General features: G+C 70.0%; 21 protein-coding genes and 1 pseudogene. 16 read left to right on the top strand and 6 right to left on the bottom strand.

Annotation, left to right across the window (positions count from 1 at the left end):
- Positions 1 to 160: 160 nt before the first annotated feature.
- The 3 genes from otsA to otsB are packed head-to-tail and all read right to left on the bottom strand — an operon-like array spanning position 161 to position 4112.
- The gene (gene otsA / locus AAG688_RS02015) at positions 161 to 1528 is read right to left on the bottom strand and encodes an alpha,alpha-trehalose-phosphate synthase (UDP-forming) (RefSeq protein ID WP_411833702.1); all 1368 of its coding nucleotides are present in this window, start codon (positions 1526 to 1528) and stop codon (positions 161 to 163) included.
- Complete coding sequence (locus tag AAG688_RS02020; protein WP_411833703.1) at positions 1525 to 3336, bottom strand: glycoside hydrolase family 15 protein; 1812 nt, start codon at positions 3334 to 3336, stop codon at positions 1525 to 1527. The genes otsA and AAG688_RS02020 overlap by 4 nt, the downstream gene beginning before the upstream one ends.
- Complete coding sequence (gene otsB / locus AAG688_RS02025; protein WP_411833704.1) at positions 3333 to 4112, bottom strand: trehalose-phosphatase; 780 nt, start codon at positions 4110 to 4112, stop codon at positions 3333 to 3335. Before otsB ends, AAG688_RS02020 begins: the two co-directional genes overlap by 4 nt.
- Before the next feature lie 192 nt (positions 4113 to 4304).
- Between otsB and AAG688_RS02030 the strand changes: the two genes are divergently transcribed.
- From AAG688_RS02030 to lpdA, 4 genes are all read left to right on the top strand, one after another.
- On the top strand, positions 4305 to 4766 hold the full coding sequence (locus AAG688_RS02030; protein WP_411833705.1) for a DMT family transporter: 462 nt from the start codon (positions 4305 to 4307) through the stop codon (positions 4764 to 4766).
- A gap of 278 nt (positions 4767 to 5044) precedes the next feature.
- A complete protein-coding gene (locus AAG688_RS02035; protein ID WP_411833706.1) occupies positions 5045 to 6478 on the top strand; it encodes a dihydrolipoyllysine-residue acetyltransferase in 1434 nt (477 codons plus the stop codon).
- Positions 6475 to 7128 (top strand): hypothetical protein, encoded by a 654-nt coding sequence (locus AAG688_RS02040; RefSeq protein ID WP_411833707.1) that lies wholly within the window; start codon positions 6475 to 6477, stop codon positions 7126 to 7128. The genes AAG688_RS02035 and AAG688_RS02040 overlap by 4 nt, the downstream gene beginning before the upstream one ends.
- 17 nt (positions 7129 to 7145) lie before the next feature.
- On the top strand, positions 7146 to 8966 hold the full coding sequence (gene lpdA / locus AAG688_RS02045; RefSeq protein ID WP_411833708.1) for a dihydrolipoyl dehydrogenase: 1821 nt from the start codon (positions 7146 to 7148) through the stop codon (positions 8964 to 8966).
- A 77-nt stretch (positions 8967 to 9043) separates the two neighbouring features.
- On the opposite strand, the gene AAG688_RS02050 is transcribed toward lpdA, so the two are convergent.
- From AAG688_RS02050 to AAG688_RS02060, 3 genes are all read right to left on the bottom strand, one after another.
- Positions 9044 to 9250 carry a DUF2061 domain-containing protein gene (locus tag AAG688_RS02050; RefSeq protein ID WP_411833709.1) on the bottom strand — a complete coding sequence of 69 codons (207 nt, stop codon included), beginning with the start codon at positions 9248 to 9250 and terminating at the stop codon, positions 9044 to 9046.
- Between the two features lie 209 nt (positions 9251 to 9459).
- A complete protein-coding gene (locus AAG688_RS02055; RefSeq protein ID WP_411833710.1) occupies positions 9460 to 10266 on the bottom strand; it encodes a hypothetical protein in 807 nt (268 codons plus the stop codon).
- Positions 10267 to 10411: 145 nt separating this feature from the next.
- Positions 10412 to 11437: an AraC family transcriptional regulator gene (locus AAG688_RS02060; RefSeq protein WP_411833711.1), complete on the bottom strand. Its 1026-nt coding sequence runs from the start codon at positions 11435 to 11437 to the stop codon at positions 10412 to 10414.
- A gap of 84 nt (positions 11438 to 11521) precedes the next feature.
- Between AAG688_RS02060 and AAG688_RS02065 the strand changes: the two genes are divergently transcribed.
- The 12 genes and pseudogenes from AAG688_RS02065 (at position 11522) to atpD (ending at position 23275) form a co-directional block, all read left to right on the top strand.
- Positions 11522 to 13135 carry an FAD-dependent oxidoreductase gene (locus tag AAG688_RS02065; protein ID WP_411833712.1) on the top strand — a complete coding sequence of 538 codons (1614 nt, stop codon included), beginning with the start codon at positions 11522 to 11524 and terminating at the stop codon, positions 13133 to 13135.
- Positions 13136 to 13163: 28 nt separating this feature from the next.
- A complete protein-coding gene (locus tag AAG688_RS02070; protein ID WP_411833713.1) occupies positions 13164 to 14321 on the top strand; it encodes an L-lactate dehydrogenase in 1158 nt (385 codons plus the stop codon).
- 22 nt (positions 14322 to 14343) lie between these two features.
- Positions 14344 to 15288: pseudogene (locus AAG688_RS02075) on the top strand (acetolactate synthase large subunit); the annotation flags it as partial.
- A gap of 91 nt (positions 15289 to 15379) precedes the next feature.
- On the top strand, positions 15380 to 16006 hold the full coding sequence (locus tag AAG688_RS02080) for a thiamine pyrophosphate-dependent enzyme (RefSeq protein WP_411833714.1): 627 nt from the start codon (positions 15380 to 15382) through the stop codon (positions 16004 to 16006).
- A 360-nt stretch (positions 16007 to 16366) separates the two neighbouring features.
- A complete protein-coding gene (locus AAG688_RS02085) occupies positions 16367 to 16741 on the top strand; it encodes a hypothetical protein (protein ID WP_411833715.1) in 375 nt (124 codons plus the stop codon).
- Between the two features lie 34 nt (positions 16742 to 16775).
- Positions 16776 to 17570 carry a F0F1 ATP synthase subunit A gene (gene atpB, locus AAG688_RS02090; RefSeq protein WP_411833716.1) on the top strand — a complete coding sequence of 265 codons (795 nt, stop codon included), beginning with the start codon at positions 16776 to 16778 and terminating at the stop codon, positions 17568 to 17570.
- 64 nt (positions 17571 to 17634) lie between these two features.
- On the top strand, positions 17635 to 17916 hold the full coding sequence (atpE, locus tag AAG688_RS02095) for a F0F1 ATP synthase subunit C (RefSeq protein ID WP_013534007.1): 282 nt from the start codon (positions 17635 to 17637) through the stop codon (positions 17914 to 17916).
- 121 nt (positions 17917 to 18037) lie between these two features.
- Positions 18038 to 18508: a F0F1 ATP synthase subunit B gene (locus AAG688_RS02100; protein ID WP_411833717.1), complete on the top strand. Its 471-nt coding sequence runs from the start codon at positions 18038 to 18040 to the stop codon at positions 18506 to 18508.
- An 11-nt stretch (positions 18509 to 18519) separates the two neighbouring features.
- The gene (locus tag AAG688_RS02105; protein ID WP_411833718.1) at positions 18520 to 19047 is read left to right on the top strand and encodes a F0F1 ATP synthase subunit delta; all 528 of its coding nucleotides are present in this window, start codon (positions 18520 to 18522) and stop codon (positions 19045 to 19047) included.
- Between the two features lie 150 nt (positions 19048 to 19197).
- On the top strand, positions 19198 to 20745 hold the full coding sequence (gene atpA / locus AAG688_RS02110; protein WP_411833719.1) for a F0F1 ATP synthase subunit alpha: 1548 nt from the start codon (positions 19198 to 19200) through the stop codon (positions 20743 to 20745).
- A 110-nt stretch (positions 20746 to 20855) separates the two neighbouring features.
- Positions 20856 to 21719, top strand: a complete 864-nt coding sequence (gene atpG, locus AAG688_RS02115; protein ID WP_411833720.1) for a F0F1 ATP synthase subunit gamma — start codon at positions 20856 to 20858, stop codon at positions 21717 to 21719.
- A 155-nt stretch (positions 21720 to 21874) separates the two neighbouring features.
- Positions 21875 to 23275, top strand: a complete 1401-nt coding sequence (atpD, locus tag AAG688_RS02120) for a F0F1 ATP synthase subunit beta (RefSeq protein ID WP_411833721.1) — start codon at positions 21875 to 21877, stop codon at positions 23273 to 23275.
- Positions 23276 to 23314: the final 39 nt, after the last annotated feature.

Genomic DNA, 23314 nt, shown 5'->3' on the forward strand with positions numbered 1-23314 from the left:
ACGGCGTGGCACCGGCCGCGCGCACGCGCGCCGGCCTTCATCGGCGTCTCACCTGGCTGATCGAAAACAGGGATTTGCGGGCGTTCTGGTTCATCTTGCCGCGCCGCGTTCCCTGCCGAAGCTGGGTGCCGGATGAACGCGTGCGGACCGGGGAGTTCGCCTATACCGCGTCGAGCGCGTCGAGGTAGCGCCGCCGCCAGGCGTTGATGTCGTTCTCGCGCAGCACGTCCATCATCGCGCGCCAGCGTTCGATGCGTTGCGCGCGCGGCATCGCCGCGGCGGTGGCGATGGCGTCGGCCACGCCGTCCAGGTCGTAGGGATTGACCAGCAGCGCCTGCTGCAGCTCGTCGGCGGCGCCGGCGAACAGCGACAGCAGCAGCACGCCGGGATCGTCGGGATCCTGCGCGGCCACGTATTCCTTGGCGACCAGGTTCATGCCGTCGCGCAGCGGCGTGACCAGGCCCACGCGCGCCATCCGGTAGAAGCCGGTCAGGGTGGAATGGGCGAAGTTGCGGTTGACGTAGCGCAGCGGCGTCCAGTCCGGCGCGGCGTGCGCGCCGTTGATGTGGCCAGCGATCTGTTCGAGCTGATTGCGCAGCGACTGGTACTCGGCGACCTCGCCGCGCGAGACCGGGGCGATCTGCAGGAAGGTCAGGCTGCCCTTCTGGTCCGGGTGGCGCTCCAGGTAGCGCTCGAAGCCGTGGAAGCGCTCCGGCAGGCCCTTGGAGTAGTCCAGCCGGTCCACGCCGATGGCGAGCTGGCGGCGGGTCAGGCTCTCGCGCAGGTCGCGCAGCGCCGGCTTGGACATCGCCGCGCGCGCCTGGCTGGCGATCAGCGCGGTGTCGATGCTGATCGGGAACGCGCCGGCGCGCAGACGGCGCCCGCCCGGCGCTTCCAGCAGGCCGTCGCCCAGCGGCCGGCCGCCGCCGAACAGCCGCGCATAGGCGAGGAAGCGCTCGACGTCGCGCACGGTCTGGAAGCCGACCAGGTCGTAGGCGTACAGGCTCTGGAACAGCCGCGCGTGATCCGGCAGCGCCTGCAGGATGTCGGCCGAGGGCATCGGCACGTGCAGGAAGAAGCCCATCCTGCAGCCGACGCCGCGCTCGCGCAGCAGCGCCGCCAGCGGGATCAGGTGGTAGTCGTGGATCCAGACGGTGTCGTCCTCGCGCAGCAGCGGCGCCAGCCGGTCGGCGAACAGCGCGTTGACGCGGCGGTAGCCCTCGCGGGTGGCGCGGTCGTAGTCGACCAGGTCCAGGCGGAAGTGCAGCAGCGGCCACAGCGTGCGGTTGGAGAAGCCGTTGTAGTAGGCGTCGTAGTCGCGCCGGTTCAGTTCCATCGTGACGTAGCGGATGTCGCCGTCGCTTTGCTCCTCGATGCGGCCGCCCGCGTCGCGGGTGATGCGGCCGTTCCAGCCGAACCACAGGCCGCCGCGCTCGCGCAGCGCCGCCAGCAGGCCGACCGCCAGCCCGCCGGCGCGGTTCTCGCCCGGCATCGCCACCCGGTTGGACACCACCACCAGTCGGCTCACGAAGCCTCCTGCCAGGAGCGCGACAGCCGCATCGCCGCGATGATCAGGCCCACGTGCGAATAGGTCTGCGGGAAGTTGCCCCACAGCGTGCCGTCCTCGAAATCCAGATCCTCCGACAGCAGCCCCAGGTGGTTGCGCCGTTGCAGGATGCGCTCGAACAGGCCGCGCGCCTCCTCGTGGCGGCCGATCGCCGCCAGCGCGTCGATGTACCAGAACGTGCACAGGGTGAAGCTGGTCTCCGGCGTGCCGAAGTCGTCCGGGGCGATGTAGCGGAACAGCGCGTCGCCGCGCCTGAGCTCGCGGCCGATCGCCTCGACGGTGGCGACGAAGCGCGGGTCGTCGGCGTCGATGAAGCCGATGTCGGCCAGCAGCAGCAGCGAGGCGTCCAGGCGGTGGCCGCCGAAGGCGTCGGTGAAGTGCCCGCGCTCGGGGTTCCACGACTCGGCCAGCACGCGCTGGCGCACACCGTCGGCGCGCTGCCGCCAGCGCGCCGCGCGATCGTCCAGCTGCAGCCGCGCGGCGATCTTGGCCAGCCGGTCGCAGGCGGCCCAGCACATCGCCGCGGTATAGGTGTGCACCTCGGTGCGGCCGCGGAATTCCCACAGCCCGGCGTCGGGCACGTCGAACAGCGCGAACGCGCGCTCGCCCAGCGGCTCCAGCCGGCGGAAGGTGTCGGCGTCGCCCGGGTCGACCAGGCGCTGGTCGAAGAACAACTGGGTGGAGGCCAGCACCACGCTGCCGTAGACGTCGTGCTGCTTCTGCACCCAGGCCAGGTTGCCGCGCCGCACCGGCCCCATGCCACGGTAGCCGGCCAGGCTCTCGACCTCGTACTCGTGCAGGTGCTCCTCGAAGCCGATGCCGTACAGCGGTTGCAGGGTGCCGTCGCTGGTGGCGATGTTGAAGATGTAGCGCAGGAACTCCTCCATGCTGCGGGTGGCGCCGAGCCGGTTGAGCGCGCGCACCACGAAGGCCGCGTCGCGCAGCCAGCAGTAGCGGTAGTCCCAGTTGCGCGGGGTGTGCGGCGCCTCCGGGATGGAGGTGGTCATCGCCGCGATGATCGCGCCACTGTCCTCGTACTGGCACAGCTTGAGCGTGATCGCGCTGCGGATCACCGCTTCCTGCCACTCCAGCGGCACCGACAGGTAGCGCACCCATTCGCGCCAGTAGCCGGCGGTGCGCTCCTGCGCCTCGTGCGCGTAGCCGGCCACGCTGCGCGCCAGCGGCTCGTCCACGCCCAGCACCAGGTGCACCGGGTGCGAGAGCACGAACGGCGTCTCCTCGCGGATGAAGCGCACCGGCACGTCGCTGGTCAGGCGCAGGGTGAAGTCCGGCAGCAGCCAGCGCACGTGGTTGCTGCCCCAGGTGGTGTCCGGCCTGCGCGCGCCCCAGTCGGCCAGCGGCCGCACCCGCACGCGGATGCGCGGGTTGCCGGACAGCGGCCGCACCTGCCGGATCAGCGAGACCGGGCGGTAGAAGCGATCGTGCTGGCGCCAGCGCGGGGCGAAGTCGATGATCTCGATCGCGCCGCCGTGGCGATCGTGCAGCACGGTGCGCAGGATGGCGGTGTTCTTCAGGTAGTGCTGCTCGCCGCCAGCGTGATCCTCCAGCTCGATCGCGCAGTCGCCGCCGTCGTGTCCGCGCGGCGACAGCAGCGCGCAGAACGCCGGGTCGCCGTCGAAGGCGGGCAGGCAGCTCCACACCACCCGGCCGCGGCGATCGATCAGCGCGCCGAAGCTGCCGTTGCCGACCACGCCCAGGTCCAGGCTGGACGGTTCGAAGGAAGGGGATTCGGAAGAAGCGTCGGTCACGCGCGGATTCCTGTCGGCGGCGATGAAGGGGAGCGGGCGTTGGCGCGCAGCCAGTCGTGCACGGCGCCCGGCCCGGCCAGGGTGTGGGTGGCCTGGCTGGGCTCGCGCGCGCCGACGCGCACGCTCCAGCCGCCCAGCGCGTTGGCGGCGGCGAAGCCGAACTCGTCGGTCAGGTCGTCGCCGACGAACACCGGCGTGCGGCCCAGGAACGGCGGCTGCGCCATCAGCAGGCGCACCGCGCGGCCCTTGTCGGTGTCGGCGGGGACCAGTTCGATCACGTGATCGCCCGGTTGCAGGCGATAGCCTTCGATGGCGTCCACGTGCGCCTGCGCCAGCGCGCCGATCCGGTCGGCCAGTTGCGGCGCGGCGCGCCAGTGCAGCGCCAGGTGGGTGCCCTTGTCCTCGACGCGGAAGCCGGGATGATCGCGCGCCATCGCCATCGCCGCTTCCTTCAGCCTGGCCAGCGCCGGCGGCGCCAGGTAGGCGCCGGACCGCGGCATGCCGCGGAACTCGTGCCCGTGCAGCCCGGCCGCCGGCAATTGCAACGGCGCGAACAGCCGATCCAGTTGCTGCAACGGCCGCCCGCTGACCAGCGCCAGCGCGCCGTCGAGGCGATCGCTGAGCGCCTGCAGGATCGGCAGCGCGCCGGCCGGCAGCTTCACCTGCGCCGGGTCGGGAGCGAAATCGAGCAGGGTGCCGTCCACGTCGAGGAACAATGCGCAGGCATCGTCGAGCACGGGGGGCGGCGGGCGGCGAGGGGGCTTCGCATCGTCCATGCCGGGCATTCTGCCGGAGGGGATCTAAGGGCGATGTGTAGGCGGGGATGGAGCAGAGGCCAGGGATTGGAAGCCGGAGGCGAGGAAAAGCGCATCGGCTATCCTCGAAATCGAGTCCCCTACCCCTAGCCTCCAGTCTCCAGCCCCTAGCCCCTAGCCCCTAGCCTCTAGTCCCCACAACAAGGCCTCCGCATGAAAACCGCAAGCTTCGCCCTGGCCATCCTCATCGGCATGCTGCTGCCCCTGCAGGCGCTGATCAACGCCGCGCTCGGCCGGCACAGCGGCGCCGGCGCGTTGTTCGCGGCGCTGGCGTCGTTCTCGGTCGGCACCCTGGTGCTGGGCGTGTGCTGGCTGGCGATGCGTCCTTCGCTGGGCGAGCTGGCGCTGGCGAAGGTGCCGTGGTGGGCATGGACGGGCGGGGCCATCGGCGCAATCTATGTCGCGGCCTCGACCCTGCTGATCAGCCGTACCGGCGCGGCCTCGCTGATCTGCCTGGTGGTGGCGGGACAGTTGATCGGATCGCTGTTGCTGGACCACTACGGCGTGCTGCAGGCGCGCCAGCCGGTCGATGCGGTGCGCCTGTTCGGCGCGCTGCTGGTCGCCGCCGGCGCCTTGCTGGTGGTGCGGCCCTGGCAGGCGGCCGGCGGGGGATGATGCACGCACGCCCGCGCGCGACTGCATGGCGCGGGTGCCGGAATCGGCATGGCAGGAGGATGCGCCGGCGTATCGTCTGCCTGGCGGCAACCGCGCGATCCGATCGGAAACCGGCCCGACCAAAGAGATACCAGCGCGCATCGAAAACGCGCGCGATGCGGCATTGGCCGCCGATGTCCCGCGACAACGCGGAAAAACTTGCCGGCAGAGGTTGGCGCGATGCCCGGCGATGGCCACAATAGGGGTTCCCTTTTCGAAGCCCATCGCTGGAGTTGCTCATGGCCGACCTCAAGGAAGCACGCGTTCCCGACATCGGTGACTACAGCGACGTGCCCGTGATCGAAGTGCTGGTCGCCGTCGGCGATACGGTGAAGAAGGACCAGGGCCTGGTCACGCTGGAGTCGGACAAGGCCACCTTGGAGGTGCCCTCGGCGCACGCCGGCGTGGTCAGGGAGCTGAAGGTCAAGCTGGGCGACACGCTGTCGGAGGGCGCGCTGGTGGCGATCATCGAGGCCAGCGGGTCCGGCGCCGCCCCGGCCGCGCCCGCGCCCGCCGCCGCGCAGGAATCCAGGCCCGCCGCCGTCGCCGCCCCGGCGGAAGCGCGCGAGGCCGACCCGGTGGTCGAGCCGGTCAACGTCAACAAGCAGCCCGATCGCCTGGCCCAGCGCGACATCGCGCAGGCGCAGCAGTCCACGCCGCAGGCGCTGGACGGCAGGCCCGGCATCGACCCCGAGGCCGCGCCGCCGCGCAGCCCGCCGGTCGAGTTCAACGCCGATCGCGTGCTGCCGGACAAGGTGCCGCACGCCAGCCCGGCGGTGCGCCTGTTCGCGCGCGAGCTCGGCGTCGACCTGGCCCAGGTCAAGGGCAGCGAGCGCAACGGCCGCATCAGCCGCGAGGACGTGCAGCGCTACGTCAAGGCCGCCCTGGCCGGCGGCGCGCCGTCGCCGGGCGCGCCCGTGGCCGCGGGTGGCGGCCTCAACCTGCTGCCGTGGCCGAAGGTGGACTTCGCCAAGTTCGGCGAGGTCGAGACCGTCGCGCTGTCGCGCATCAAGAAGATCTCCGGCGCCAACCTGGCGCGCAACTGGGCGATGATCCCGCACGTCACCCAGCACGATCACGCCGACATCACCGATCTCGAGGCGCTGCGCGTGGCGCTGAACAAGGAGAACGAGAAGTCCGGCATCAAGCTGACCATGCTCGCCTTCCTGATGAAGGCCAGCGTGGCGGCGCTGAAGAAGTATCCCGAGTTCAACGCCTCGCTCGACGCCGGCGGCGAGAACCTGGCGCTGAAGAAGTACTTCCACATCGGCTTCGCCGCCGACACGCCGAACGGGCTGGTGGTGCCGGTGATCCGCGACGTCGACAAGAAGGGCGTCAACGAGATCGCGCAGGAAAGCGGCGAACTGGCGAAGAAGGCGCGCGAGGGCAAGCTCGGCCCGGCCGAGATGTCCGGCGGCTGCTTCTCGATCTCCTCGCTGGGCGGCATCGGCGGCGTGGCCTTCACCCCGATCGTCAACGCGCCGGAAGTGGCCATCCTCGGCGTGTCCAAGTCGTCGATGCAGCCGGTCTGGGACGGCAAGCAGTTCCAGCCCCGCCTGATGCTGCCGCTGTCGCTGAGCTACGACCACCGCGTCATCGACGGCGCCGCCGCGGCGCGCTTCACCGCCTACCTGGCGCAGCTGCTGGCCGACCTGCGCCGCGTGCTGCTGTGACGCCGCGCCGCCTCGCACCGCTGCTGGGCATGGCGCTGCTGCCGCTGGCGGCCGCCGCCGGCGCGCGCGAGTGCCAGGTGGACCTCGGCCACGGCTGGCCGCCGGCCACCGCCAACTACGGCGAGGCCGCCGAGCAGTTGTTCACCGACGGCGTGCGGCCCGCGCTGGCGCTGACCTGGCTGCCGCACACCGGCAAGGAAAGCGGCCTGGCCCTGTGGCCGGGCGCCGAGGGCGCGGACTGGCGCCTGCGCTACAGCCGCGCGGACCAGCGCATCCTGTACTGGCAGAGCGGAGGCACCCGCGCCGGCATGCAGTTGCGCACCGCGCAGCAGCCGGACGCGCGCGAAGTGCCGATGCCCGCCGCGCTGGCGCAGCGGCTGCTGGGACTGTGGCGGCAGGCCCTGCAGCAGGCGGTGCCGGCCGATCGCACCGCGCCGGTGCTGGAGCGCGAGGTGATGTCGCTGGCGCTGGGCGAGGACCGCTACAGCGGCGCCGCGCCGCGCTGCGGCCCGGCCGGATACATCATCGAGCAGGCCACGCGGTTGATCGAGGCCACCGACACCAAGGACAGCAAGCGCGACCGTCGCTGGGACGCGCTGAGCGAATCGCTGGACGAATTGCAGCAATCCCTCGCCGGCCAAGGCGGCTGACAGGAACGGGAGACAACATGGCAGTCATCGAAATCAAGGTTCCGGACATCGGCGACTACGCCGACGTGCCGGTCATCGAAATCCTGGTCGCGGTCGGCGACACGGTGAAGAAGGACCAGGGCCTGGTCACGCTGGAATCGGACAAGGCCACGCTGGAAGTGCCGTCCACCGCCGCCGGCGTGGTCAAGGAGCTGAAGGTCAAGCTGGGCGACACGCTGTCCGAGGGCCACGTCGTGGCGCTGCTGGAAACCGCCGCCGCCGCCGCACCGGCCAAGGCGGAAGCGCCCGCGCCCGCGCCGGCAGCGGCGCCGGCCGCCGCGCCGGCCAGCAAGCCGCCGGTCACGCCCTCGCACCGCGCGCCTGCCGAGCCGCCGGCGCCGAAGCCGGCGCTGGGCACCGGCAAGCCGGCCGACGTCGAATGCCGCATCGTCGTGCTCGGCTCCGGCCCCGGCGGCTACACCGCCGCCTTCCGCGCCGCCGACCTGGGCCTGGACACCGTGCTGGTCGAGCGCTACGACAGCCTCGGCGGCGTCTGCCTCAACGTCGGCTGCATCCCGTCCAAGGCGCTGCTGCACTCGGCGGCGATCATCGAGGAAGCCGCGCACGCCGGCGAATGCGGCATCGAGTTCCCGGCGCCGAAGATCCACCTCGACAAGCTGCGCGGCTACAAGGAAAAGGTCGTCGGCCAATTGACCAAGGGCCTGGTCGGCATGGCCAAGCAGCGCAAGGTGCGCACGGTGCAGGGCGTGGCGAAGTTCGTCTCGCCGCACGAACTGGAGATCGCCGGTAGCGACGGCAAGACCCAGCTGCTGCGCTTCGAGCAGTGCATCATCGCCGCCGGTTCGCAGGCGGTGAAGCTGCCGAACTTCCCGTGGGACGACCCGCGCGTGATGGATTCGACCGACGCGCTGGAACTGGCCGAGGTGCCCAGGACCCTGCTGGTGGTCGGCGGCGGCATCATCGGCCTGGAGATGGCGACGGTGTACGCCGCGCTGGGCGCCAAGGTCACCGTGGTCGAGTTCATGGACCAGCTGATGCCCGGCGCCGACAAGGATCTGGTCAAGCCGCTGGCCGACCGCCTGAAGAAGCAGGGCATCGAGGTGCACCTGAAGACCAGGGCGGCCGGCGTCAAGGCCGAGAAGAAGGGCATCGCCGTCACCTTCGAGGCGGCGACCGAGGGCGAGAAGCCGGCGCTGGAGTCGGGCAGCTGGGATCGCGTGCTGGTCGCCGTCGGCCGCGCGCCGAACGGCAGGAAGATCGACGCCGACAAGGCCGGCGTGCAGGTCAGCGATCGCGGCTTCATCCCGGTCGATGCGCAGATGCGCACCAACGTGCCGCACATCTTCGCCATCGGCGACATCGTCGGCAACCCGATGCTGGCGCACAAGGCCACGCACGAGGGCAAGCTGGCCGCGGAAGTGGCGGCCGGCGAGAAGAAGGAGTGGGTGGCGCGGGTGATCCCGTCGGTGGCCTACACCAGCCCGGAGATCGCCTGGGTCGGCGTGACCGAGACCGAAGCCAAGACCAAGGGCCTGAAGGTCGGCGTCGGCAAGTTCCCGTGGGCGGCCAGCGGCCGCGCCATCGGCATCGGCCGCACCGAGGGCTTCACCAAGCTGATCTTCGACGAGGCCAGCCACCGCGTCATCGGCGCGGGCATCGTCGGCGTGCATGCCGGCGACCTGATCTCCGAACTGGCGCTGGCGATCGAGATGGGCGCCGAGGCCGGCGACATCGGCCACACCATCCATCCCCACCCGACGCTGGGCGAGACGGTGGCGATGGCGGCCGAGGTCTACGAGGGCACCATCACCGACCTCTACATCCCGAAGAAGAAGTAGTGCCCCTGCGTGGGAGCGACGTCAGTCGCGACAGGCAGAACCGTACAGGTTGCCGTCGCGACTGATGTTGCTCCCACTCAGGCGGTCAGCGCCGTCGCCGCGCGTTCGCCGCGGCGGCGCTCGATGCGCTTCCAGATCTTCTCGTGGAAGTGGAACACGACGGTGTTGCAGGCCGGCTCCACCAGCGCCAGCGCGCCACCGACCAGCCAGCTGCCGGTCAATGCCCAGCCGACCAGGAAGGCGACCGAGAAATGCAGGACGGCGAAGGAAAAGGTCTTGGTCATGGCCAGCACCCGATGAGATTCATTCTCATTATGGGGAGGGTCATCACCATGTCCAATGAATCTTGCCGCTCATTCCAATAGGCGATAGCTATTGATTCATCCGCTGCCTTGTCGCATCCCTGTTCCTTCATCTGGCGCGAGCCGGATGACGAATCCCCCCTTCACCATCATCCCCGCCTGCACGGGATGACGGATGATCCGAAGATTCCCTAGAACGCCAGCGTCAACCCCGCCACCGGCCCCTTGAAGCGCTGGTCCAGCCCCAGCAGGCCGGCCCCGCCGCTGCGCTCCACGTCGAGCTTGAACCAGTCGTAGCCGACGAACACGCCGAAGTTCGGCGTGAAGCGGTACTCGGCCAGCGCGTTGGCGCGGGTGATGCTGCCGTCGTAGTCGCCGAAGTCGCCCCAGTCCGCGTCCAGGTACTGCCCCTGCAGGTTGAACAGCCAGCGCTCATTGGGCGTGGCGGTCAGGCGCAGGCCGACCACCGGCGCGTAGCCGTCCTCGCTGGCGCGCGCGTCATAGCTGTCGTCGCCGGCCTCGGCGTACAGCCGGCCCTCGACCTTGGCCCACTCGGCGCCGATCTGCAGCCCCATCGTGAAGGTCGCCGTATCGACCACCGAGTAGTCGTACATCAGGCTGGCGAGCTGGAACTTGATGTTGCTCTCGGCGTAGCTGCCGGCCGGCAGGGTCACGTCGTCGTAGGACAGATCGCTGCCCAGCGTGGCGCGCTGGTCCTTGTCGTACTGGAAGTAGTCGAAGATCAGCCGGTTGCGCTGGCCCAGGCGGAACACGCCGTCGATGCGCGGTACCCATTCCTTGCTGCCGAAGTCGTAGCCCTCGGCGAACGAGAAGTCCTCGTCCAGGTATTCGGTGACGCCGCGCAGCTCGCCGCTGGCATCGGCGTTCATCGCGCCGATGCGCAGGGTGAAGCGGTCGTGATCGGCGTCCTGCGCGCAGGCGGCATGGGAAGCCAGCGCCAGGAAAAGCGCACCGGCAGGCACAAGCAATGACTTCATCGTTGCGGCTCCAGATGGGGGAATGGGCCGGGAAAACAGGCCCGAAGTGGCCCCACCTTGCGGCAGCTGCGGTGGAGCGGGAGTGAAAGCGCATGACGGAACGCGCGGCGCGCAATCGCCACGCGCGATGATTCGGAAGACGCAGCTACGCGAGGTTCTGCCGCAAGACCGCAGGCCGCCCGCGCCACTGCCCGGGCGTCATGCCGGTCCAGCGGGTGAATGCCCGGTAGAAGGGACTGAGTTCGGCGAAGCCGAGTTCCAGGGCGATGTCGCGGAAGGCTTTTTCGGTTTCGCCGACCTGTTGCAGCGCCGCCTCGCGGCGCGCGCGATCCAGCAGATCCGCATAGCAGGTCCGCAGCGACTGCAGCTGGCGCGCCAGCGTGCGCGGGCTCAGGCCCAGCGCGCGGGCCGCCTGTTCGCGGGTGGGCGGCGGCAGCCACGGCTGGCGGCCGATCCAGGCCTGCACCGCGTGATCCAGCCGCTGGCCCTGCGCCAGTTGCGACAGCTGCGCCGTCGCGAACGACTCGTGCATGCGCGCCAGCTGCGGATTGGCCTGCGGCATCGGGCGATCCAGCACGGCGTTGTCCAGCAGCAGCCCGCTGAAGGCCGCGTTGAATTCGATCGGGCAGGCGAAGACGTCGCGGTAGGCCGGCAGCGGCCCCTGTGGCGGGTGGCCGAAGCGCACGCGCAGCGGCCGCAGCGGCTGCCGGGTGACCCATTGCGCGGCGTTCACCACCGTCGCCAGCACCGCCTCGACCTGCTGCGGGCTGAAGGCCAGATCGCCCTGGCGCGGGTGGTAGATCAGCCAGCTCGCCTCATCGACCGCGAGCAGTTGCAGGCGCATGCCGTCGGAAACCAGGCTCTGGTACTTCTGGATGGCCGTCAGGGCCTGCCTCAAGGTGGCGGCCGACTGGACGATGAAGCCGACCACGTTCAGGCTGGCCGGCCCCGCCGACGAGCCGGCCTTGAGGCCGAAACCGGGATCCCCGGTCAGCGCGGTCGCGGCCCGCCACAGGCGGGTGATGTGATCGATGGGCCAGCGTTCGAGCGCGAGCGCCGCCGGCGCGATGCCGGCCGCCGCCACCAGCGCGTGGTCGGCCACGCCCTGCCGGCGCGCCTGCGCGAGCACGGTCTGGACCCAGCTGATCGATACCGTGGCCTCTGTGGTCAATCCGGTTGGCCTGCAAGGTCAATGCCGCCGCATCTTACCTGCCTAAGCTGCGCGAAGGGGCATCGGGCAATGACAGGGGGCGGCATGGCGGACACCCTTCGCACGGACGTGCTGGTGGCGGGCGGCGGGCTGGCCGGCATCGTCACCGCGCTGGAATGCCTGCGCGCCGGCCTGCACGTCACCGTGGTGGACCGCGACAGCCCCGAGCGCCTCGGCGGCCTGGCGCTGTGGGCCTTCGGCGGGATGGCGCTGGTGGACACGCCGCTGCAGCGGCGCATGAAGATCCCCGATTCGCCCGAGCGCGCGCTGCGCGACTGGCTGCGCTTCGGCGAGCTGGGCGAGGCCGACGTCTGGCCGCGCCGCTGGGCCGAATACTACGTGCAGCACTCGCGCGGCCAGGTCCACGACTGGCTGGTGTCGCAGGGCATCAGGTTCTTCCCGGCGGTGAGCTGGGTCGAGCGCGGGCGCTTCGGCGAAGGCAACAGCGTGCCGCGCTACCACATCGTCTGGGGCACCGCGCGCGAGCTGGCGCGCCGCATGGTCGCGGCGATGCAGGCGGCCGGCTCCGGCGGGCGCCTGCGGCTGCTCAGCGGCCACCGGGTCACCGCCATCGAGCACGGCGCGGGCCGGGTCGCGGGCGTGCAGGTGGCCGGGGAGGCCGGCGGCGCCCGGATGCGCGTGGAGGCGCCGGTGGTGGTGCTGGCCACCGGCGGCATCAACGGCTCGCACGAGCAGGCGATCGCCCACTGGCCGGCCCGGTGCCCGCGCCCGGCGGAGATGCTCAACGGCGCCCATCCCTTCGCCGACGGCCAACTGCACCGGCGGGTGGCCGACGAACTCGGCGGACAGGTCACCCATGCCGGCGAGATGTGGAACTACGCCGCCGGCATCCCGCACCCGCAGCCGCACTTCCCCGGCCACGGGCTGTCGCTCATCCCCTGCAAGTCGGCGCTGTGGCTGGACCACCAGGGCCGGCGCATCGGCCCCGAGCCGCTGGTCACCGGCTTCGACACCCATGACCTGTGCCAGCGGGTGGCCGCGCTGGACAAGCCCTGGACCTGGCAGCTGATGAACTGGCGCATCGCCGCCAGGGAGTTCGCCATCTCCGGCGCCGAGCACAACCCGCGCCTGCGCGACCGCCAGTTCGTGCGCTTCGTGCTGGAAACGCTGCGGGGCAACCACCGGCTGGTGCGGCAGATGCAGCGCGAGAGCCCGCATTTCCTGGTCGACGACCGCCTGGCCGGGCTGGCGCGGAAGATGAATGGCCTGACCGGCAGCGGCGACATCGATCCGGACGTGCTGCAGGCCACGGCCGACGCCTTCGACGCCAACTTCGGCAACGGCCTGGCGCTGGCCAACGACGACCAGATCCGCCGCATCCTGCACGCGCGCCAGTGGCGCCCGGACCGGCTGCGCACCTGCAAGCCGGCGCCGCTGCAGGCCCGGGGGGCCGGGCCCTACATCGCCATCCAGACCCGGCTCATCACCCGCAAGAGCCTGGGCGGCCTGCAGACCGACCTGCACAGCCGCGTGCTGCGTGCCGACGGCAGCGCGGTGCCGGGGCTGTACTGCGTGGGCGAGGCGGCCGGCTTCGGCGGCGGCGGCGCCCACGGCAGGCGCTCGCTGGAAGGCACCTTCCTGCCCGGCTGCATCCTCACCGCCCGCGCCGCCGCGCGCTCCATCGCGGCCGGCGGCTGAGGCCGGGCCGGGACCGAGGGCCATCTCCATGCCACTGCAACTGCCCGCCACCGCCGCCGACTACCGACGCCTCGCCCGGGCCAGGCTGCCGCGCTTCCTGTTCGACTACGTGGACGGCGGCGCCGGCGAGGAGCAGACCCTGCGCGCCAACGAAGCCGACTGGGCGAAGGTGATCCTGCGCCAGCGCGTGCTGGTGGACGTCGAGGGCGTGGACACCGGCGCCGTGCTGGCCGGGCAGGCCTGCGACATGCCGCTGGCGCTGGCCCCGGTGGGCCTGGCCGGCATGATGGCCCGCCGCGGCGAGGTGCAGGCCGCGCGCGCGGCGGCGGCGGCGGGCGTGCCCTTCACCCTGTCCACCGTGGGCATCTGCCCGCTGCAGGAAATCCAGCGCGCCGTGGCCCGGCCGGCGTGGTTCCAGCTCTACATGCTGCGCGACCGCGGCATCGTCCAGGCCCTGCTGCAGCGCGCCTGGGACGCCGGCTGCCGCACCCTGGTCTTCACCGTGGACCTGCCGCTGCCGGGCTTGCGTCACCGCGACATCCGCAACGGCCTGTCCGCGGGCACGGCGCGCGCGCGGCTGGGCCGGGCGCTGGACCTGCTCGGCCACCCCGCCTGGACCTGGGACGTGGCGCTGCGCGGCAAGCCGCACGCCTTCGGCAGCCTCGCCGATCACGTGCCCGACGCGCGCGACATGGACGCCTTCAAGGCCTGGGTGGACGCGCAGTTCGATCCTTCCGTCACCTGGGCCGGCATCGACTGGCTGCGCGGGCAGTGGCCCGGCACCCTGCTGCTCAAGGGCATCCTGGACGAGGACGATGCGCGTGCGGCCGTGCGCGCCGGCGCGCAGGGGCTGGTGGTTTCCAACCACGGCGGGCGCCAGCTCGATGGCGCGGCCTCGACCGCCTCCAGGCTGCCCGCCATCGTGCAGGCCGTGGGCGCGCAGGCCGAGGTGCTGGTCGATGGCGGCATCCGCGGCGGCGTGGACGTGTTCCGCGCGCTGGCGCTGGGCGCGCGCGGCGTGCTGGTCGGCCGCCCGTGGGTCTGGGCGCTGGCCGCGGCCGGCGAGCGCGGCCTGGCCGATCTGCTGCAGCGCTGGCGGCAGGAACTGCGGCTGGCCATGACCCTGGCCGGGGTGACCCGGGTGGCCGATATCAGGGCCACCCACCTGGATCGTTCCCATCCCTGACGCCTCTTACCAAGGAGACCCCATGAACGGCGCCCAAGCCCTGATCAAGACCCTTGCCGACGCCGGCGTGAGCGTGTGCTTCAGCAATCCCGGCACCTCCGAGATGCATTTCGTGGCCGCGCTGGACCACGAGCCGCGCATGCGCGCCGTGCTGGCGCTGTTCGAGGGCGTGGCCACCGGCGCGGCCGACGGCTACGCGCGCATGGCCGGCAAGCCGGCCGCCACCCTGCTGCACCTGGGCTGCGGGCTGGGCAACGGCCTGGCCAACCTGCACAATGCGCGCAAGGGCCGCGTGCCGGTGGTCAACATCGTCGGCGACCACGCCACCCACCACGTGAAGTACGACGCGCAGCTGCAGTCCGACATCGAGACGGTGGCGCGCAACGTGTCGACCTGGGTGCGCACCTCGGCCAGCACCGCGGCGCTGTGCCGCGACGCGGCCGAGTCGGTGGCCGCGTCGATGACCGCGCCGGGCAACGTGGCCACGCTGATCCTGCCGGCCGACGTGTCCTGGGGCGAGGGCGGCGTGCCTGCGCCGTTGCCGCCGGTGGCGCCGCCGCCGCCGGCCGACGACGCGGCCATCGACGCCATCGCCCAGGCCCTCCGGTCCGGCGAAAAGGCCGCCCTGCTGCTGGGCCCGCGCGCGCTGCGCGAGCCGGGCCTGCTGGCGGCCGCGCGCATCGCGGCCAAGGCGGGCGTGCGGCTGTTCGCGGAGGTCTTCCCGACCCGCATCGAGCGCGGCGCGGGCCTGCCGCACGTCGAGCGCCTGGCCTACCTGGCCGAACTGGCCTCGGTGCAGCTGCACGGACTGCAACACCTGGTGCTGGTCGATGCCAAGTCGCCGGTGTCCTTCTTCGCCTACCCCGGCAAGGCCAGCGATCTGGTGCCCGAAGGCTGCCAGGTGCACGTGCTGGCCAGCCCGGCGCAGGATGCGCTGGACGCCCTGCGGCGCCTGTCCGCCCGGCTCGGCGCCGACGCCACCGCGCCGGTGCTGCAGGCCCCGGTCCGTCCCGGCCGCCCCGCCGGCCTGGCTCACCGCCGAGAAGGTCTGCAAGGCGGTGGGCCACCTGCTGCCCGAGGGCGCCATCATCGTGGACGAGGCGCAGACCTCGGGAGTGATGCTGCCGCACTTCACCCGCGGTGCGCCGCGCCACGACGTCATCACCCTGACCGGCGGCGCCATCGGCCAGGGCCTGCCCAACGCGGTGGGCGCCGCCATCGCCTGCCCGGACCGGCCCGTGCTGGCCCTGGTCGGCGACGGCTCGGCCATGTACACCCTGCAGTCGCTGTGGACGATGGCGCGCGAACGGCTCGACGTCACCACGATCGTCTTCAACAACCGCTCCTACGCCATCCTCAACATGGAACTGCAGCGGGTGGGCGCGACCGGAAGCGCCGCCGCCGGCGGCAAGGCGCGCTCGCAGCTCGATCTGGCCAACCCGGACCTGGATTTCGTGCGGCTGGGCACCGGCATGGGCGTGCATTCGGTGCGCGCCACCACCACGCAGGCGCTGGTCGAGGCGCTCGCGCACGCGCTGCGCACGCCTGGCCCGCACCTCATCGAGGCGGTGGTGCCCAGCGCCTTCTCGGGCCTGAAGCTGCGCCTGCTGCCGCACGTCCTGGATTCGCTGGCGCGCCTGCCGCAGCCGCTGGCGCGCGCCCTCAAGCGCAAGGTCTCGCCGTGAGCGGGCGTCCGGCGCACCACCGGACCCAACAAAAAGCCCCGGGCCTGCGGGCCACGGGGCTGGGAAGGTCTGCGACGGAGCATCGGACGAGGAAGTTTGGGAAGCAGACCTCGCAGGCAATGACCCGGCGTTGCGGACAAAGTTCCGGAAATTTCACGGGAAAATTATGAACAGGGCCATCCCGGGATGGCCCGGGCGCCGTGCCGCGGACCCCCGGGTCGTGCCCCAGGCGAAATAAAGCCTGTCCCGGGCCGGATCCGGGACATCCGCCGGTTGTCCCGGAAAAAGCCTGCCTGCTATACTTTTGCGGCTCGGCGAGGCGCTTTTAGGCCGTTACCCGCTTCCTCCGCAGGACTTCCCGTGCTCAATTCCGTCGCTACGGGCCGGCGGCTGGCATTGCGCGCCGCAGCCTGGCAACTGCTGGCGGCGCTGCTGGTCGCGGCGCTGTTCCTGCTCCGGGGCCTGCCCCAGGCGCTGGCGGCGGCGCTGGGCGCGGGGGCGATGCTGGCGGGCGGGCTGGTGGCGGCCCGGCTGGCCCTCGGCGGCGGCGGCGGCGTGCTGCCGGCCGGCGCGGCGATGCTGCGGCTGGTGCTGGGCATGCTGTTGAAGTGGCTGGTGGTGTTCGCCTTGCTGGCGGTCGGTATCGGGGCCTGGAAGCTGCCCCCGCTGCCGCTGCTGGCCGGGCTCGTCGCCGGACTGGTGGCACAGGTGCTGGCCGCGGCCAGCCGTCGATAAACCGAATTCACATCAGACAGAAGGTTCCGGACACATGGCGGGCGAGGATCTGACACCCACCAGCTACATCCAGCACCACCTCCACAACCTGACCTTCCAGGTGCAGGAAGGCGGGTTCTGGGCGATCCACGTCGACACCATCGTCACCTCGGTGCTGATGGGACTGCTGGTCGTCTTCGCCTTCTGGCTGGCCACCCGCAAGGCCACCGCCGGCGTGCCCGGCAAGTGGCAGGCCTTCATCGAGATCCTGCTGGAGTTCGTCGACAAGCAGGCGCGCGACACCTACCACGGGACCAGCAAGCTGGTGACGCCCATCGCGATCACCCTGTTCTTCTGGATCCTGATGATGAACCTGCTGAAGATGATCCCGGCGGACTTCATCGCCAAGCCGCTGGAACTGCTCGGCGTGCCGTACTGGAAGCCGGTGCCGACCGCCGACGTCAACGCGACGCTGGGCATGTCGATCAGCGTGTTCTTCCTGATGCTGTTCTTCGCCTTCCGCTCCAAGGGCTTCGGCGGCTTCGCCAAGGAGTTCCTGACCGCGCCGTTCGGCAAGTGGATGCTGCCGTTCAACCTCATCCTCAACATCGTCGAATGGCTGTCCAAGCCGATCTCGCTGGCGATGCGACTGTTCGGCAACATGTTCGGCGGCGAGATCGTGTTCCTGCTGATCTGGGTGCTGGGCGGCGCCGGCATCGTCGGCATGCTCGGCGGCGCGACGTTCGGCCTGGGCTGGATGCTGTTCCACCTGCTGGTCATCCCGCTGCAGGCCTTCATCTTCATGATGCTGTCGATCGTCTACCTGAGCCTGTCGGAAGACAGCCACTGAACGCTTTCCGCTTCACCCTTCGTACCCACCGCTAACCCTTACGCAATTCGTTCCGGAGAAAACCATGGAAACCGCACTGACCGCCCTCGCTTCCGTCCAGGCCTCGACCGTTCTGGCCATCGGCATCATGATCGGCCTGGCCGCGCTGGGCGCCGGCCTGGGCCTGGCCATCATGGCCGGCAAGTTCCTGGAATCGGCCGCCCGCCAGCCGGAACTGATCCCGGTCCTGCAGGTCCGCATGTTCATCACCGCCGGCCTGATCGACGCCGCGTTCATCATCAGCGTCGCCGTCGGCCTGCTGTTCGCCTTCGCCAGCCCGTTCCTGGTCGGCGGACTGGCCCCGTAACTGCCGGTTCCAATCGGCATTCCTACGGCTCTGCCGCCGTTCCGCGTAGCGGGCGGCGGCAGCAGGCAGGAAGCCCGGCGGCCATGGCCGCGGGCGTCCTGAGCACAGGCAGAGCGCACCCATGAACATCGGTCTTACCCTAATTGCCCAGGCGCTGGCGTTCGCCGGTCTGATCTGGATCATCGCGACCTACATCTGGCCGCCGCTGCTGCGCGCCATCGAAGAGCGCCAGCAGAAAATCGCCGAGGGCCTGGCCGCTGCCGACCGCAGCCAGAAGGACCTGGCGCAGGCGCAGGAGAAGGTCAACGAGGCGCTGAAGGAAGCGCGCACCAAGGCCAACGAGATCATCGACCAGGCGCACCTGCGCGCCAACCAGATCATCGACGCGGCCAAGAACGAGGCCATCGCCGAGGCCAACCGCCAGAAGGAAGTGGCGCAGGCCGAGATCGAGGCGGCGGCCACCCGCGCCCGCGAGGACCTGCGCAAGCAGGTGTCCGCGCTGGCGGTGAGCGGTGCCGAGAAGCTCCTCAAGCGCGAAATCGACGCCAACGCCCACAAGGCGCTGCTCGACGAGCTCGCCCAGCAGATCTGAACGGACGACCCATGAGCCAGGCCTTCACCGTTGCCCGCCCCTATGCCCGTGCCGCGTTCGCGCTGGCGCGCGACGAGGGCGATTTCGCCGGCTGGTCGGCCGCGCTGGGCTTCGCCGCGCTTGCCGCCAGCGATCCGCGCGTGGCCGCCCTGCTGCCCAACCCGCAGCTGGCCCAGGCCGACGCGATCGCGCTGCTGGCGCCGGAACCGGCCGGCGAATCCTTCACCCGCTTCCTCGGCGTGCTGGCCGAAGGCCGCCGCCTGGCGCAGCTGCCGGAGATCGCCGCCCTGTACGAGCAGTTGCGCGCCGAGGCCGAGCAGGTGGTCAAGGCGAAGGTGACCTCGGCCACGGCGCTGCCGGCGGCCGAGCTGGACGCGATCAAGGCGGCGCTGCGGAAGCGCTTCGGCCGCGAGGTCGAGATCGACACCGCGGTCGACGAGTCGCTGATCGGCGGCGCGGTCATCGACGCCGGCGACGTGGTCATCGACGGATCGCTGAAGGGCAAGCTGGCGCGCCTGCAATCGGCGTTGGCGCACTGATGAAGCGGGGAATAGGGAATGGGGAATAGGGAGTGGTTGAAGCGCGGTATAGCCGCTTGACCATTCTCGATTCTCGATTCCCCATTCCCGAAAGACGTAAAGAACTCCGCGCGCCGCACGTCGCGACGCACGAAACAGGAAACCACTGAAATGGCTACCACGCTCAACCCTTCCGAAATCAGCGACCTGATCAAGACCCGCATCGAGAAAGTCAAGCTGGCCGCAGAGGCCCGCAACGAAGGCACCGTGACCAGCGTGTCCGACGGCATCGTGCGCATCTTCGGCCTGGCCGACGTGATGCAGGGCGAAATGATCGAGCTGCCCAACGACACCTACGCGCTGGCGCTGAACCTGGAGCGCGACTCCGTGGGCGCGGTGGTGCTGGGCGACTACGAGCACCTGCGTGAGGGCGACGTGGCCAAGACCACCGGCCGCATCCTCGAAGTGCCGGTCGGCCCGGAAATGCTCGGCCGCGTGGTCAACGCGCTGGGCGAGCCGATCGACGGCAAGGGCCCGATCGACGCCAGGCTGAGCGCGCCGGTCGAGCGCGTCGCCCCGGGCGTGATCTGGCGCAAGTCGGTCGACCAGCCGGTGCAGACCGGCTACAAGTCGGTCGACGCGATGATCCCGATCGGCCGCGGCCAGCGCGAGCTGATCATCGGCGACCGCCAGACCGGCAAGACCGCGATGGCCATCGACGCGGTGATCAACCAGAAGGGCACCGGCATCAAGTGCGTGTACGTCGCCATCGGCCAGAAGGCCTCGACGGTGGCCAACATCGTGCGCAAGCTGGAAGAGAACGGCGCGCTGGCCCACACCGTGGTCGTCGCCGCCACCGCCTCCGAGTCGGCCGCGATGCAGTACATCAGCGCCTACTCCGGCTGCACGATGGGCGAGTACTTCATGGACCGCGGCCAGGACGCGCTGATCGTCTACGACGACCTGTCCAAGCAGGCCGTGGCCTACCGCCAGATCTCGCTGCTGCTGAAGCGCCCGCCGGGCCGCGAAGCATACCCGGGCGACGTGTTCTACCTGCACTCGCGCCTGCTCGAGCGCGCCGCGCGCGTGTCCGAGGAGTACGTCGAGCAGTTCACCAACGGCGAGGTCAAGGGCCAGACCGGCTCGCTGACCGCGCTGCCGATCATCGAGACCCAGGCCGGCGACGTGTCCGCGTTCGTGCCGACCAACGTGATCTCGATCACCGACGGCCAGATCTTCCTGGAAACCGACCTGTTCAACGCCGGCATCCGCCCGGCCGTGAACGCCGGCATCTCGGTGTCGCGCGTCGGCGGCGCCGCCCAGACCAAGATCATCAAGAAGCTGTCCGGCGGCATCCGCATCTCGCTGGCGCAGTACCGCGAGCTGGCCGCGTTCGCGCAGTTCGCCTCGGACCTGGACGAAGCCACCCGCAAGCAGCTCGAGCGCGGCCAGCGCGTCACCGAGCTGATGAAGCAGAAGCAGTACCAGCCGATGTCGATCGCCCACCAGGCGCTGTCGATCTACGCGGTCAACGAGGGCTACCTGGACGACGTGCCGGTCAACAAGATCGGCGCCTTCGAGGAAGCCCTGCACGCGCACTTCGACAATACCGCCGGCGACCTGGTCAAGACGATCAACGCCAGCGGCAACTGGAACGACGAAATCGAAGGCGCCTTCAAGAAGGGCATCGGCGAGTTCAAGGCCACCGGCTCCTACTGAGCCGGCCGGGAATAGAGAATAGGGAATCGGGAATCGTCAGAAGCGAGAAGCGGGCCGGCTTTGCCGATTCCCCATTCTCCATTCCCGATTCCCAGTGAGCGGAGCGAGCAATGGCAGGCGGCAGAGAAATCAAAACCAAGATCAAGAGCGTGCAGAACACCCGCAAGGTGACCCGTGCGCTGGAAATGGTCTCGGCCTCCAAGATCCGCAAGGCGCAGGATCGGATGAAGACCTCGCGCCCGTACGCGCGCGCGATGAAGCAGGTGATCGGCCACCTGGCCCAGGCCAACACCGACTACCAGCATCCGTTCCTGGTCGAGCGCAAGGACGTCAAGCGCGTCGGCTACATCGTCATCTCCTCCGACCGCGGCCTGGCCGGCGGCCTGAACAACAACCTGTTCCGCAAGGCGCTGGGCGAACTGCGCCAGTGGCAGGACAAGGGCGCCGAGATCGACGTGGTGACCATCGGCCAGAAAGCGTCGGTGTTCTTCCGCCGCATCAAGGTCAACATGGTCGGCAGCGTCTCCCACCTGGGCGACACCCCCAAGCTGGAGCAGCTGATCGGCGTCATCAAGGTGATGCTGGACGCCTACACCGAAGGCCGCCTGGATCGCGTGTACCTGGTCTACAACGGCTTCGTCAACACGATGACGCAGAAGGCCAGCTTCGATCAGCTGCTGCCGCTGCCGGCTTCGGAGAAGGCGGTGGCCCAGCACGACTGGGACTACATCTACGAACCCGATGCGGCGACCGTGCTGGAGCACGTGATCACCCGCTACATCGAGTCGCTGGTGTACCAGGCCGTGCTGGAGAACATCGCTTCCGAGCACGCCGCGCGCATGGTCGCGATGAAGGCGGCCAGCGACAATGCCAACAAGCTGATCGGCACGCTGCAGCTGGTCTACAACAAGGCCCGCCAGGCGGCGATCACCCAGGAAATCTCCGAAATCGTCGGCGGCGCGGCGGCGGTGTAAGAGCCGGGATACGGGATTGGAGATTAGGGATTGGATAAGAGCAGCGTGACGCGCTTTTACGAATCCCGAATCCCGAATCCCGAATCCCGAATCCCGAAATGCATTGAGATGGCGTAGGCCATCCGGACAGAACTAAAGCTAACCGGAGCAGCAAAATGAGTCAGGGCAAGATCGTTCAGATCATCGGCGCGGTCGTCGACGTCGAATTCCCGCGCGGCGAAGTGCCGAAGGTGTACGACGCGCTGAAGGTCGACGGCACCGCCATCACGCTGGAAGTGCAGCAGCAGCTCGGCGACGGCGTCGTGCGCACCATCGCGCTCGGCTCCACCGACGGCCTGAAGCGCAACCTGGTCGCCAGCAACACCGGCAAGGCCATCTCGGTGCCGGTCGGCGCCGGCACGCTGGGCCGCATCATGGACGTGCTGGGCCGCCCGATCGACGAGGCCGGCGACGTGCAGGCCTCCGACCACTGGGAAATCCACCGCGCCGCGCCCTCGTACGAGGACCAGTCCTCGGCCAACGAGCTGCTGGAGACCGGCATCAAGGTCATCGACCTGATGTGCCCGTTCGCCAAGGGCGGCAAGGTCGGCCTGTTCGGCGGCGCCGGCGTCGGCAAGACCGTCAACATGATGGAGCTGATCAACAACATCGCCAAGGCGCACTCGGGCCTGTCCGTGTTCGCCGGCGTGGGCGAGCGTACCCGCGAGGGCAACGACTTCTACCACGAGATGAAGGACTCCAACGTCCTCGACAAGGTGGCGATGGTGTACGGCCAGATGAACGAGCCGCCGGGCAACCGCCTGCGCGTCGCGCTGACCGGCCTGACGATGGCGGAGTACTTCCGCGACGAGAAGGATGCCAGCGGCAAGGGCAAGGACGTGCTGCTGTTCGTCGACAACATCTACCGCTACACGCTGGCCGGTACCGAAGTGTCGGCGCTGCTGGGCCGCATGCCGTCGGCGGTGGGCTACCAGCCGACCCTGGCCGAGGAAATGGGCGTGCTGCAGGAGCGCATCACCTCGACCAAGACCGGTTCGATCACCTCGATCCAGGCCGTGTACGTGCCCGCGGACGACCTGACCGACCCGTCGCCGGCCACCACCTTCGCCCACCTCGACGCCACCGTCGTGCTGAGCCGCAACATCGCCTCGCTGGGCATCTACCCGGCGGTGGATCCGCTGGATTCGACCAGCCGCCAGCTCGACCCGAACGTCATCGGCCACGAGCACTACGACACCGCGCGCCGCGTGCAGGCCACGCTGCAGAAGTACAAGGAACTGAAGGACATCATCGCCATCCTCGGCATGGACGAGCTGAGCGAGGAGGACAAGCAGGCGGTGTCGCGCGCGCGCAAGATCGAGCGCTTCTTCAGCCAGCCGTTCCACGTGGCCGAGGTGTTCACCGGCTCGCCCGGCAAGTACGTGTCGCTGAAGGACACCATCCGCGGCTTCAAGGCGATCGTCGACGGCGAGTACGACCACCTGCCCGAGCAGGCGTTCTACATGGTCGGCGGCATCGAAGAGGCCGTCGAGAAGGCGAAGAAGATCGCCGCTTAAGCGGCGATCTTCGGGAATCGAGAATCGAGAATCGGGAAT

The sequence above is a fragment of the Pseudoxanthomonas mexicana genome (genome assembly GCF_046736355.1).
Taxonomy (GTDB): domain Bacteria; phylum Pseudomonadota; class Gammaproteobacteria; order Xanthomonadales; family Xanthomonadaceae; genus Pseudoxanthomonas_A; species Pseudoxanthomonas_A mexicana_B.